Raw genomic sequence first — 13,855 nt, 5'->3', positions numbered from 1 at the left:
TTTTTATAAACAGGTCAGAAAAATATATCACAAAGCGAGTGTAATATATGAATGCATTCAAAGGGGTGAAATGATGACAGACAAGGAGCTTCACCGTATAATGGAGCAGTCTCCCGAGGAGGGAAGACGAGCGCTGTTTGACGTGTACTGCGGATATGTCTATGCCATATGCGCCAATAAGCTTAAAGGCTGCGGTACAAGTGAGGACACGGACGAGTGCCTGAGCGATACGTTTGCGGCAGTATTCCGTTATCTCGACAGCCATACAGGAATGGACGGAGAGCTGAAAGGCATAATAGGTACAATAGCAAAGCGTACTGCTATAAGCTATTTCAGGCGGCTTTCTCCTAAAACGGATACAACGGTATCTATCGAGTCGGAGAGCGTAAGTGAGTTATCCTCGGATACGGGAGTTGAGGAAGATGCTGATAGATCGGCTCTTCGTGAGGCAGTGCTGGACTGTGTTAACAGCCTTGGCGAGCCTGATTCGTCTATCATCATTTACTTCTATTATTACGGAATGAAAACAAGACAGATAGCTTTGCTTGTAGGACTGAGCGACATTGCTGTGCAGAAAAGACTCAGCAGGTCGAGAAAAAAGCTCAGGAAACTGCTTAGCGGAGCAGGTATCACGGAGGAGGGATTTCAGTGAGTAAAGATGATATATTCAAGGTTGACAGCAACATAGCAGACAGACTCTCCAAGGAGCATCCCGTCCTCAAAGATGCGCAGAAAGAGAGGTTATATGCCATGAGTAAAAGAAAGTATGATATAAATGAAAAGAATGAAAATAACGCTGCTGAGGTATCGGGAGTTGAAGAATACCGCAAACCTAAATGTTACAAGGTCGTAAGTATTGCAGCAGCGGCTGTGCTTCTCGTTGCAGGTATAGGCGGCAGTATGGCATTTATAAGCCGCAGCGGCTGGACGCCTGCGATAGAGGTGGAGGAAAACATTACCGAAACTACCGAAGCAGTTACAGAGGAGGTAACAGAAGCTGTTGAGGAAACTGCTCCGGCAGAGGAAGTTGACGCTGATGCTATCGCTAAGGAGCTGACCGATGATTGGATGAAGTGCTTATTTGATATTCACGGAAGAACTCTTGAAGTAGACAGGTCGGCTGTTGTAACCAAAACAATAACTTCTTACGGCGGAGATGAGATAACAAGGGACTTTTATCGTGTTACCGATAAGAGATACCCTACATGGGAGGATCTGGAAAAACGCTGTTATGAGGTCTGTGATGCAGAACTTGGAAAAACAGTCCTTGATGCTTGCGCCTGTGCAAAGGAAGAGGATATGGATTACACGACTCTGATATTTACCACAGATGACGGATACTACGTTAATACAGAGACTTGTGATACCAGTGACAGGCTGTACAAATGGAATGACGACGAAGTAAAGGGCGAGTTTGACGAGAACGGAAATATAATCACCACAAGAAGCCATACAGATTTAGATGTTGCTCCTGATTATGTTTATGAAACAAAGTTCACTATCGTCAAGACTGAGAATGGCTGGCGTATAAGCGAAGCTAAAGAAAAGCTTTACGGAGTACCCGAAAGCGATAATTATGACCCGAACATAAATGAATAACAAAAAAGGGACTGTATAAAGCAGTCCCGATTTTTTATAAATCCGAATTAGTAATCAATGCTTCGCATTGATTATGCCATACCAGCTGTGATTATGGCCATCTTGTAAACTTCGTCAGCGTTGCAGCCTCTTGAAAGGTCATTGATAGGAGCGTTAAGTCCCTGAAGGATAGGTCCGTAAGCCTCGTAGCCGCCGAGTCTCTGAGCTATCTTGTAGCCGATATTACCTGCCTCGATAAGAGGGAAGATAAATGTGTTAGCCTGTCCTGCGACCTTTGAGTCAGGGCACTTTGTCTTAGCGACTTCTGCTGAAACAGCAGCGTCGAACTGGAACTCACCGTCGATAACGAGGTTAGGATCAATGTTTCTTGCTTCGATAACAGCGTCGTGGCTGAGCTGAACTGTGCCGCCCTTACCTGAGCCGTATGTGGAGAAGCTGAGAACAGCTACCTTAGGATCAATTCCGAAGAAATCAGCAGTTTTTGCAGTCTCAACAGCAACTTCAGCAAGCTTTCTTGCACCTGTGAGAACTACATTGCCCTCCTTGTCAACTGTATCCTCATAGCTGAGGTTGATAGCGCAGTCGCCCATAGCGATCTTTTCTTCCTTGCCGTCCTTCTCACGGAAAAGGATGAATGAAGAGCTAACGAGGTTTGAGCCCTTCTTTGTCTTGATGATCTGGAGAGCAGGTCTTACTGTATCTGCTGTGGAGTATGTAGCACCGCCGAGAAGAGCGTCTGCCTTTCCTGCCTTAACGAGCATAGTACCGAAATAGTTGGACTTAGCCAGAGCTGCACGGCACTCATCCTCAGTCATCTTGCCCTTTCTGAGCTCAAACATCTGAGCTACGAGAGCGTCCATTTCGGGATATGTAGCAGGATCAAGGATCTCAGCGCTGTCGATATTGAAGCCGCCGTTCTTTGCAGCAGCCTTTACCTCGTCAACGTTTCCGCAGAGGATAACGCCCATGAGGTTTTCCTTGATAAGTCTGTCAGCTGCGGAGAGGATACGGGGATCGCTTCCCTCAGTGAAGACGATGGTTTTCTTGCTGGATTTAAGGTTTGCTATAAGCTTGTCAAACATTCCCATTGTTAGAGACCTCCATAAAAAATATTTTTACTGTATAATTATATCACACTTGTTTTTTAAAGTCAATCCGTAATTATAGTTATAGGTGCATTATCACGAGTCGGGCAATCGGATACAAAACAGCTCTTCTCATATGAGAAGAGCTGTTTTTATAGTTTTATCTGTACTTATAGACTGTAGCAGCCTCAAAGCCGTCCAGGAGGGTAGTCATTCTTCCGAATGCCATGCCTGTGCCCTTGGCAACGCAGTTTATCGAGTCCTTTGCGATATTGCAGCTTATGCCGAGAGTACGCTTTATAAGCTGAGTAAGTCCGCCCAGCAGAGCGCCGCCGCCTGTGAGCAGGAGGCCGTTATCATAGATGTCTCCTACAAGCTCCGGGGGAGCGTCCTCGAGGACTTTTCTTATAGCCTCCATGATAGTGAAAGTATCGTCCTCAATGGCCTCAAAAAGCTCTGTTTCGCTGAGGAGCACCTGAGCGGGGAGTCCCTTGAGGAGACTTCTTCCCTTTACGAGGTAAGTCATCTCGTCACTGGGATCGTAGAGGTTGCAGAGCTCTATCTTTACCTTCTCGGCGGTTCTTTCACCTATGAGAAGCTTGTATTTGTTCTGCATATACTTTATTATGGAACGGTCTATGGAGTTTCCTGCCACCTTGACGGTATGGGAGGTGACAACGCCGTTCATGGAAACTATTGCAACATCTGTAGTACCGCCGCCAATATCAACGATCATATGTCCCTTTGCCTTGGTGATATTGACGCCTGCGCCTATCATAGCAGCAATAGGCTCCTGTATGAGGTATACCTGCCTTGAACCTGCGCTCTTTGCGGCATCTACCACGGCACGGCTCTCGATGTCGGTTATGAAAGACGGGATACATATAACTATACGCGGCTTCATGAGCTGTCTGCCTGTTACTTTGAGTATGAATTCGCGTATCATGCTGTGGGTGAGGTCGTCATCGGAGATCACGCCCTCGCTTATGGGACGCTTAACAGCGATATAGTCGGGATTTCTGCCTATCATTTCATAGGCTTCTTTACCGACGGCAAGCACTCTTTCCGTTCTTGTGTTGTATGCGATGACCGAGGGCTCGCTGAGCACAACGCCCTTGTTTCCCATGGTCATAACGATATTTGAGGTGCCCAGATCAATACCGATGTCTGTATTTGCCATTTTTATCTTCCTTTCTTACTGCCCGAAGGGAGAGCTTGTCTTAGATTTCCCTGAAAGCATATGGCGCAGGCAGGTGTAACGCCTTGTGCGCTTGTTGTTGTCTACCATTTTATTTATATGCTCCTCTGTACCTATGAGTATAAGGAGCTTTTTTGCTCTTGTGACCGCTGTATACAGGAGGTTCCTGTAGCACAGCTTATCGAAGCCGCCCATGATAGGGAGTATCACAGCTTCAAATTCGCAGCCCTGACTTTTATGTACGGTTACTGCGTAAGCCAAGTCCACCTGTGAAAGCAGATCAAAGGTATATGTAGCCTTCCTGCCGTCAAAGTCGATAACGGCAAGGGAGCTTCTGTTGTCGATGCTTATTATGCGGCCGATGTCGCCGTTGAAGATACCTGCGCCCTGTTCGCCGTCCTTTGACCATGTAATGTCGTAATTATTACGTGTCTGCATGACCTTGTCACCTTCGCGGTAGGTATAGACATAGCCCTTTTTCTCCTGTTTGTTTTTAGCAGGTGGGTTGAGCTCGTCCTGAAGCAGCTTGTTCAGCTCAACGGTACCCGTGACGCCTTTTTTTGAAGGGGTGAGTATCTGAATATCCTCGGTGGGGGAGTAGCCGTAAGCTTTGGGGAGCCTTGTCTTTGCCAGATCGACGATAAGCTTCAGTGCCTGCTGATAATCGGTGCGCTTGAAGAAGAAAAAGTCGCTGTCCTTACGGGTGAGGTCGGGGTATTCTCCTGCGACTATCTTATGGGCATTGGTGACTATGCAGCTTTTCTGAGCCTGACGGAAGATCTCCTTCAACTCTGTAACGGGAACTATCTTACTGTCGATAATATCTCCCAGAAGATTTCCTGCGCCTACTGACGGCAGCTGATCGCTGTCGCCCACCATAATGAGCCTGCACCCGAGGCGTACCGCCCTGAGCAGCTTCTCAAAAAGTACTACGTCTACCATTGACATCTCATCTATGATGAGCACATCGCAGTCCAGGGGATTATTCTCATTATGAGCAAATGTCAGTCTGTCTCCCGAGTCGTATACAACTTCAAGGAGACGGTGTATTGTCTTTGCCTCGCAGCCTGCCAGGTCGGACATACGCTTGGCGGCTCTTCCCGTAGGAGCTGCAAGCAGCACCTTCATGCCTTTTTTTTCGAATATAGAGATCATAGCGTTCAGGGTGGTGGTCTTACCTGTACCTGGACCGCCTGTCAGCACCATTAGTCCCCGTGAAACAGCGGTGGTTATAGCCTGCCGCTGTAGCTTTTCGTATTTTATGTTATGCTCTTCCTCTTCGATATCTATAAGGAGATCGTAATCGAAGTCCTCGGGAGAGGAGAAATCCCTGAGTACGTGTATCCTGTCTGCAATGAAGCTTTCCGCGTAGAAGTAATCGGGGAGATATACGAATTCTATCTCGTTCTTTACATATTCAAAGAGCTCGTTATCTTCGATAGCGGCGTTGTATGCGCTGTAAAAGTCGCTTTCGGTGATGCCGAGGGTGTCCTGAGTCTTTTTTGCCAGCACCTCCAGAGGCAGGCAGGTATGACCTATTCCGCCGTTGGCGCGGAGTATGTACTGTACTCCCGCTGTTATACGCTTGTTGTCATTGCGGGCTATGTGCATATCGTGAGCAATTGTATCTGCTTTTGCGAAATCGAGTTCAATATAGTCGCCGCAGAGCAGATAAGGATTGAGTCGAAGCAGCGTCATAGCGTCCGATCCGTATTTCCTGTAGGTATTCATGGCAAAGCGGGACTTTACCTCATACTGCGACAGAAAAGACATGAGATTTCTCAGGCAGAAAAGCTTCTGAGCCTCAGCGGCTATCTCATCGCATTTTTTAGGTGATATACCCTTTATCTCGGCCAGACGGAAGGGGGCATTCTCCATAATGTCGAGAGTCCTCTCACCGAATACGTCCACTATCTTTTTTGCAAGTCCGGGACCGATTCCTTTTACAGCTCCCGAGGCGAGGTACTTTTCGATGTTTACAACAGTTTCGGGGAGTTTCCTTTCGCAGTATACCGCACTGAACTGAGTGCCGAACCGCGGATGTGTGATATAGCTTCCCTCGAGTATAAGGCCTTCACCCTCCTCGATGTCGCCCAGCTCTCCCACAACGGTTATGAGCTCGCCGCCTGCGTCGAGGTCCAGAACGATATAGCCGTTATTTTCATTTTTGAACAGGACATCTTCCACAGTGCCCTCTATGTGAAGGACCTCATGCTCCACCGTTTTCACCTCTGCACATAAAAATACATCTTACATTATAACATAAAGTTGTATAAAAAGCAACAGCCGCGTGAAGAATTTTCCTTTTTGTAAGATAAATCTGTTATGAGAGGTGAATAAATCTTCTCATGGCGTCTTCAATATCCTCCTGAGCCAGCAGCTCGGCAGAGCGGAAATGAGAGCAGAATTCTCTGCAAAGCTCGATCTGCCCGTCACTTCCTCCGCAGTCAAGAAGGATAAGGGTTTCCACGCAGGAGCTTCCGTCCTCTATGAGAGTGCCTATGTATTCAAGGCGCCTTTCCAGCTCATCATCTTCTGCAAATATAGGCAGTACAGTGCAAAGAGGGTAGCTCTTTCCGCGGAGCCTTGAGCATATGAAAAAGCAGCATATCTCCAGAACGGCAATGAAGGCTACCACGGCAAGTGCGGTTATCTCGGCATTTTCCATAACATCACTCCTTTCTTGTTATTATATGCTTCGGAGCGGGAAAGAGTTACAGAAAAAGCTCTCAAAGGGGAGCAATATCGGGCTAAATCACGGCATAAAATTACCGAGCCCGTAATTTCAGGCTCGGTAAACCACTTTTTCTGCTAAGGGCAGCAGACTGAAGGAAGCTCAGTCTGCTTTTCTTATCATAATGTACTCGTATGTTTTTACAAATCCCAGCTTTTCCGCTATACAGGCAGAGCCCCTGTTTGACTGCTGGCATGACCATAGGGGACGTTTTTTCGGGAGTATTTCACTTATTAAAGCAGAAGCTGCTGCATAAGCAAGTCCGCGGTGACGGAAAGGCTCTGCTGTTTCAATGCCTATGTCACATTCCTCACTGCTGACGCCTGCTGTGAAAGCCCATGAAGCGGGTTCATCGCCGTGCATTATGCAGATACCCTTGCCGTATTTTCTGAATTGTTCGGGATCATCCCAGAAAAGGGAAGGAGTCACTCTGCCTTTCAGCCTGTCAAAGAGCCCGTTGTCAATGTCTTTTACGGAAAAGCCCTCAGGAAGAACGAATTTTGGGGCAGAGTCATGTGGATAGCTGTAATTATTTCGCGGTATGAGAGTTACGCCGCCCCATTCCGAAAACAGGCTGCAAATATGTGCATCAGCGAACATAAGCTTCATTCCGCTGTTTATTATCAGCTCATATATGCTTCGGAGCTGAGTTTCGCCGGGAGTACCCCATATATAAGAATAATTGTATTTGTGTCGGAATAACACACAGTTTGCGGAGCTGTATATCATACCGCTCTGAAATCCCTCTGCAACGGACAGCGGATATACCCTTCCGAAGGGAAGCTCCCTTGCATTCTTGATAAAATGGCTGTATTCCGATATTTGCAGTACTTTCATCATATCACCTCGATTATTATTGCAGAATATAATGCCGGGAAGCGGAGAGTTATCAACATCAAATTCGACAATATGTTTATAATTAAATATATCTGTTGAAAAAAACAGTAAAAATTGTAGAGGAGGCTTCCTGAAGAAAGCCTCTCTTGCTCATCTGTATTTTCTTGTATTGAGTATCCTTACGGAATTGAGGATAAGCAGCATTGCAGTACCGGAGTCAGCAAATACCGCCAGCCACATATTGGGATGTCCTAAAAGTCCCAGCAGAAGCACTGCCGCCTTGACCGCCAGTGCGAAGATTATGTTTTCATAGGATATGCGCAATGTCTTGTCGGCTATTCTTTTTGACCTTACAACAGCCTCGGGCTCTGAATTCATGAATACAGCATCAGCTGCTTCCAGTGCAAGATCTGAGCCGCTCTGCATAGCTCCGCCCACATCTGCACCGGCAAGGACCGGCCCGTCGTTGAAGCCGTCTCCCACAAACATTACAGCGCCGTTTTCTCCGCGGATACGCTCTATTTCCTCAAGCTTTCCGTCAGGGAGCAGATCACCGCTGAAGCTGTCAATACCCAGCTGCTTTGCTACTGCTTCGGCGTTTTCTGATTTATCGCCTGTAAGCATTGCAGTCCTGATACCCATAGCCTTCAGCTGTGAAACAGCTGCTGCGGATGACTTTTTAATAGTGTCTGAAACAATGATCCTGCCCTGTATGACGCCATCAACGGCTACATATACCACACTTCCGCAGACAGCAGCTTCGGGCACATTTATGCCGTTTTCGGCCATAAGCTTTTCATTGCCGCAAAGCACATTTTTCCCGCGAAGTATAGTCGAAACGCCTTTTCCTGCAAGCTCAGAGCTTTTTTCGGTATCATAAAGGCTGATATTCTTACCTATGCAGTAGTCCACGATACTTTCCGCCACAGGGTGAGTGGAGTTCTGCTCGCAGCTGCCGCATACGGCGAGCAGCTCTTCGTTGCTCATTCCGCCGCAGGAGCTTACTTCTGTAACGGTAAACACTCCGTTTGTAAGCGTACCTGTCTTATCGAAGGCTATGACCTTGACTTTTCCGAGAGCCTCCACAGCATTGCCACCCTTGAAGAGTATACCCAGCTTTGAAGCAGCGCCGATACCTGAAAAGTACGCAAGAGGCACGCTGAGCACCAGTGCGCAGGGACAGCTGATAACAAGGAAGGTAAGTGCGGAATATACCCACTTGCTCCATTCGCCCGTAATGACTGAAGGTGTAATTGCAGTCAGGAGGGCTATTGTAAGAACAATGGGAGTATATACCTTTGCAAAGCGCGTGATGAACCTGTCGATCTTTGGTTTTGAGGAGGATGCGTCTTCGACGGCTCTTGCGATCTTGGAGATCATAGAGTCTGATGCGGCAGCAGTTACACGGAGATTAAAGGTCTCTGAGAGGTTGATGCACCCCGATAGTACCTTGTCACCTTTGTTAACATTGACAGGAACGGGTTCACCGTTGATAGCTGAGGTATCTATTCTCGAACTGCCTGTCTCAACCACACCATCGGCAGCAATGCGTTCGCCGGGCTTTATGCGCAGAATGTCTCCGATCTCTATTTCGTCAGAACTAATCTTTTTGAATTCGCCGTCTATGAGGATATCGGCTTCCTCGACCTTGAGAGAAGCAACATCCGTGATAGCCTTTCGGCTCTTGGAAACAGCGTAGTCCTCAAAAAGCTCGCCTATGCGGAAAAACAATACAACTCCCACAGCCTCGGCGTATTCTCCGAGAGCAAAAGCGCCTGCGGTAGCAACTGTCATAAGGAAATTCTCGTCAAAGAAGTTCTTTCTGCTAAGGTTTTTGAATGTAGCGATAAGAACATTATATCCCAGAGTAAGATAAGCGCCTGCATACAGAGCGACGGTAAGAGGCTTGATATCCGTTAGTCTGCTGCTGATAACAGCAGCTGCAAAGAGTATAACCCCTGTGATAAGCGGAATTATCTCATTTCTGAGACTGCTTTTTTCGCTGTGTTCATGAGTGTGTCCGTGCTCACAGCCGCATTCATCGTGATGATGTTCATGCCCGTGGTCATGGACGCAGCTGCATTCATCGTGATGATGTTCGTGTCCGTGGTCATGTCCGTAGTTACATTCTTCATGATGGTGATGTTCATGCTCATGGCGTCTGCGTCTGCTGTGCTGCTTCTCCTCGATAGCAGTGATAACAACGCCTGCTTCAATAGAGTTTGCTGTCTGATTGATTTTAGCGATAAGCTCATCTGTGATGTCTCCGCTTATTCTGAACTTCTTTAAAGGAAAATTGAGAACTGCGGATTCTACGCCTTCAAGCTTGTTTATGGCTTCTTCTATTTTAGCGCCGCAGTGTGCGCAGTCAAGATTATCAACAGAAAAGTATCTTTCCATATACTCACTGTCCTTTCTTACAACATATGAACAACTGTTCATATGTTTAATATACCACATTATTCCGCATTTGTCAAGAGTTATGAGAAATTTTCTTGATTTTTTTTAGCCCGAATGATATAATTACAGTATCAGCGGCTTTTCAGAGTAAACTGAAAAGCCTTTATAAACGCTGTTTTATAATACTAACGATTTTGAAAAATTTTTTGAGATAATATCGTCTTTTTCGGCTTCTGAAATCACTTATTTATGAAAGCTTTCATAAAACGTATCCCCGTAAGAGCTTGCAGGTCAGGAAAATGGCCTGTATCGGGGAAAACGGAAAGGAGTGATAATATGGATGCCGAAACACATTATATAAGCGGAGGTGACGGAGCGATTTTTACTGTATTTTCCCATGAAAGGACAGCACCTGAAGCGGATAATACCGTGAATGAGCTTATAATAAGCTGCCCGACTTCAAAGGAGAGCCTCAGCAGACTTTACACCATGTTCAAGGACAACGTTTTTGCAGTGGCCTTCGGAATAACATCTGATTATCATTTATCGGAGGATTGTGTTACAGAGACCTTTGTCAGACTTACTCAGGTAAAACGTTTTTCAGCAAAAAAAGGAGATGGCAAAGGTTTTATCCTTACAATAGCGCGCAACGTTGCACTGGAGTTTCGCCGCAGATACAAAAGAGACCTTGCGGATAATATCATACAAAGCTACGGCGAGACTGAAAAGACTGTCGAGGACAGTATTTACATAAATCAGCTCCTGAAATATCTCAATGACGTACAGAGGCAGACAGTGATACTGAAATGCTGTGCCGAGCTTACGTTCAAGCAGATAGCAAAGGTAATGAAATGCCCGGAAACAACGGCAAAATCAAGGTATAAAAAAGCGATCATCATATTACAGGAAAAGGCAGGTGAAGATCAGTGAAAGATAAAAATATCAAAGGAGATCCCGAATTCGAGAAGAAGCTCAGGGAAAAAATGAAAGAGCTGTCTTCAAATGTAGATTGTTTCGATAAGATCTCCTCAAGAGCTTTTCCTGAAACAGATTCGGATTTTTCCGACAGCGAGTTTACCGTAAGCGACCTTGAGAACGTTACGGGCAAACGGAGGATAGTACCCATACTCAAATGGACAGCCGCTGCTACTGCAGTAGTGATATGTGTGGGTATACTTCCGAAAACGGTATTTGTGCAGGAGTTTCTTTCAAATATCCGCAGAAACGACGACGCACAATTCAGAAACATCGTTGCTGAGATAAAAAACGAGACCGGAAAGAATACCTACGAAGTCTATGATATGCCGCTGAAGCAGTATATAATTGCTGACGTACTTGTAACACCTTTTTTCAGCTGTCCCTTCAATGATATAGATAATGATACAAATGTCCGCATATTTGTGCGGAAGATAAACGATACACTTACAAATCAGGTATATGCGGTAGAGTATGCCGGGGATTACAGCAGCGAGAACTTCATAGCAGCAGCCGAGTCGGCTGCAAAATTTACTGAGGATGATATAAAGCAGCTGAAATACGATCACATATTCGGAAATAATGATGAGGCGATTAATGCTGTAAAAGGAAATTTCACCCCGGATAAATACGGCTTCCTTACAGATAAAGACGGCAAAAACGTATGTGTAGCTTCCTTTGATTTCGACTGTTTTTATAAAGACGACACATGTATAGCCGAACTGAATACCCAGGTCCTGTACTCTAAAGATGTTGAAAACACTGAAAAGTATCTTTATGATATTCTGACAACATCTCTGAACAACGGCGGGGATACTTATGATGTGATCCATTATGAGCTGCCTGTATCCGGAAAGATGTGGAAGCGTTCGTTAAGATTTGACGGAAGCAATGATATGCCGGCGGAAAGCGGTTCGGAATTCGTAAAGACCAACTTTTTTGGTAAGGAAGAAGCCGACGACCTCTTTGGTGTGAGATACTATGAGCCTTATGTACTTGCCAATTCTACAGTGTATATGACAAATGATATACACAGGATAAAGATAGGCAACGAAGCTTATATGGGGGATATATTTACTCCTGCCTTCCCAGACGCCAAAAGACGTATGAGGGTATATATTCCTTTCACAAATTTTATGATGTTCTCATCGCAGGCAGATCCCAAATTTGACGCCGTAATTGAAACTAATGACGGTGAGCATACAATAACGGTGCATAACAGCAGGCTCGAAGGAGATATGTCAGTTGAAGCAGTTTTTTCGGATGAAGAAATAGATAATATCATCAATGAACAGGCAGCTCAGCAGCAGAAAGCCTATATGGAGCAGAAAAGCATTCAGACAACGGTTGAAGGAAGTTTTAGTATTACTACAGAGACTGAAGTTGTAATAACCTATGAAAAATGAAATGCTTATGTAAGCTCGCTTACGAGATAATTTGAATTGCAAAAGAAAGTTCTGATACAGTCCTTCGTGAAAACGGAGGACTGTTTTTTTCAAAAAAAGTGCTGTCTGCGGTGAAGCAGACAGCTGAGTGAGAAATGGAATTGGGTGTATATTTCGACTGAGAAGCAGTCGGGGATCAGGCAGCGTTTTTTACTCTCCTGTGATGGATCACGGGTTTACCGAGGTTTTTCCTGAGAGTGTATTCAAATGCCGACATATTGAGTATGAGAGCTCCTATCCATGCGGAAGCCTCTGCGAAAGCAGTTGCCCTGAATCCCACAGTGCCAATGAGGAGCGCGATTACACCGATCCTGAGAGCCATTTCGGTAATTCCCGAGATCATGGGGATAAGGGGCTTGCCGAACCCCTGACAGCCGTTGCGGAATACGAAGAGGTAGTCTACTCCGAAAAGGAAAATGCCGCAGACGGGAAGATAGGTACCGGCAATAGCCACAGGCTCTGCGCCGCTGACCATTATCCTTGCAAGAGCTCCGGGGAAGAATACCATGACGGAGCCGAGAACCACATATGCGATAGTTGCAATGACAAGGCACACGCGGAGTCCTTCGCGGATACGGTCAAATCTCTTTGCACCGTAGTTCTGGCTGGTGAATGCGGACATTGCAAATCCGGCAGTGCAGGCAGGCTGCATAAAGAGATTGAGGAACTTGCTGCAAGCGGAGTAAGCGGTAGTATATGCAACGCCGAGGCCGTTTACGAAATACTGTATTACCATACAGCCCACAGCGGTTATGGAATTCATGAGAGCCATAGGAAGACCGTTTTTGAACAGTTCGCCGTAAAGAGCTGCATCAGGACGGAAATCCTCCCTTGTGATATTCAGTACGTCTATCCTGCGTATCCTTAGCAGGCATATGAAGGCTGAGACTATCTGAGAGAATATGGTAGCTATGGCAGCTCCCTCCACACCTGTTTTCAGAACGAAAATACAGAACAGATCCAGGCATATATTCACAGCTGTTGATATGATAATGGCGATGAAGGGAGTTTTGCTGTCACCGAGAGCTCTGAGTATGCATGAGCAGAGGTTATAGGCAATGGTCGCGGTAAGGCCGCCGAAAACAAAGTAGCCGTATACAAGTCCCTCGTGCATTATGGCCTCATCTGTACGCAGCAGATGAAGAGTTGGCTTCAGCAGCGCCGTGCTCAGCGCAGTGAGCAGCAGAGCTATTATGAAACACAGAGTAGCCGAAGAAGCCACAGCACGTCTGAGCTTTGAGTAGTCCCTGGCGCCGAAGCTCTGTGCGGTTATGACCGAGAAGCCGTTGGCAAGTCCCATGGAAAAACCGAATATAAGAAAAGTCAGTGACGACATATTTCCAACAGCTGCAAGGGCGTTATCGCCAAGTCCCTTGCCTACGATGGCGGTATCGGCGATACTGTACATCTGCTGGAGCATATTGGTGAGCAGCATGGGAAAATAGAATTTCAGAATAAGGCTTGAAACCTTTCCCTGCGTAAGATCGTTGGCCTTTGCCATAGTGATGCCTCCTTGTGAAGCGTATCTTTCATTTCTGTTTCTTTCATTGTGATTATTATATTTAAATCGCAGGGCAAATTA

General features: G+C 46.1%; 11 protein-coding genes. 4 read left to right on the top strand and 7 right to left on the bottom strand.

Annotated elements, in window-relative coordinates; genetic code table 11:
• Nucleotides 1–73: 73 nt before the first annotated feature.
• Nucleotides 74–652: an RNA polymerase sigma factor gene (locus RF007C_RS04650; protein WP_037297679.1), complete on the top strand. Its 579-nt coding sequence runs from the start codon at nt 74–76 to the stop codon at nt 650–652.
• Nucleotides 649–1,599, top strand: a complete 951-nt coding sequence (locus RF007C_RS04645) for a hypothetical protein (protein WP_037297676.1) — start codon at nt 649–651, stop codon at nt 1,597–1,599. Before RF007C_RS04650 ends, RF007C_RS04645 begins: the two co-directional genes overlap by 4 nt.
• A 71-nt stretch (nt 1,600–1,670) precedes the next feature.
• Here RF007C_RS04645 and pta read toward each other — a convergent pair whose 3' ends face one another.
• From pta to RF007C_RS04615, 6 genes are all read right to left on the bottom strand, one after another.
• On the bottom strand, nt 1,671–2,687 hold the full coding sequence (pta, locus tag RF007C_RS04640; RefSeq protein WP_019678029.1) for a phosphate acetyltransferase: 1,017 nt from the start codon (nt 2,685–2,687) through the stop codon (nt 1,671–1,673).
• Between the two features lie 157 nt (nt 2,688–2,844).
• Complete coding sequence (locus RF007C_RS04635; RefSeq protein ID WP_037297674.1) at nt 2,845–3,864, bottom strand: rod shape-determining protein; 1,020 nt, start codon at nt 3,862–3,864, stop codon at nt 2,845–2,847.
• Between the two features lie 15 nt (nt 3,865–3,879).
• The gene (recD2, locus tag RF007C_RS04630; protein WP_037297672.1) at nt 3,880–6,102 is read right to left on the bottom strand and encodes an SF1B family DNA helicase RecD2; all 2,223 of its coding nucleotides are present in this window, start codon (nt 6,100–6,102) and stop codon (nt 3,880–3,882) included.
• A gap of 103 nt (nt 6,103–6,205) precedes the next feature.
• Nucleotides 6,206–6,550 (bottom strand): hypothetical protein, encoded by a 345-nt coding sequence (locus RF007C_RS04625; protein WP_037297669.1) that lies wholly within the window; start codon nt 6,548–6,550, stop codon nt 6,206–6,208.
• A 168-nt stretch (nt 6,551–6,718) separates the two neighbouring features.
• Nucleotides 6,719–7,453, bottom strand: a complete 735-nt coding sequence (locus RF007C_RS04620) for a GNAT family N-acetyltransferase (protein ID WP_037297666.1) — start codon at nt 7,451–7,453, stop codon at nt 6,719–6,721.
• 150 nt (nt 7,454–7,603) lie between these two features.
• A complete protein-coding gene (locus tag RF007C_RS04615) occupies nt 7,604–9,853 on the bottom strand; it encodes a heavy metal translocating P-type ATPase (protein WP_037297664.1) in 2,250 nt (749 codons plus the stop codon).
• Nucleotides 9,854–10,189: 336 nt separating this feature from the next.
• Here RF007C_RS04615 and RF007C_RS04610 point away from each other — a divergent pair, with 336 nt between their 5' ends.
• Nucleotides 10,190–10,783: an RNA polymerase sigma factor gene (locus tag RF007C_RS04610; RefSeq protein WP_037297662.1), complete on the top strand. Its 594-nt coding sequence runs from the start codon at nt 10,190–10,192 to the stop codon at nt 10,781–10,783.
• Nucleotides 10,780–12,234, top strand: coding sequence for a hypothetical protein (locus RF007C_RS04605; protein ID WP_037297661.1), 1,455 nt, complete (start codon nt 10,780–10,782; stop codon nt 12,232–12,234). Before RF007C_RS04610 ends, RF007C_RS04605 begins: the two co-directional genes overlap by 4 nt.
• Before the next feature lie 175 nt (nt 12,235–12,409).
• On the opposite strand, the gene RF007C_RS04600 is transcribed toward RF007C_RS04605, so the two are convergent.
• Nucleotides 12,410–13,774, bottom strand: coding sequence for an MATE family efflux transporter (locus tag RF007C_RS04600; protein WP_037297659.1), 1,365 nt, complete (start codon nt 13,772–13,774; stop codon nt 12,410–12,412).
• Nucleotides 13,775–13,855: the final 81 nt, after the last annotated feature.

The organism is Ruminococcus flavefaciens 007c (assembly GCF_000571935.1).
Taxonomy (GTDB): Bacteria; Bacillota; Clostridia; order Oscillospirales; family Ruminococcaceae; genus Ruminococcus; species Ruminococcus flavefaciens_F.
This window is presented reverse-complemented; position numbering and strand designations above follow the sequence as displayed.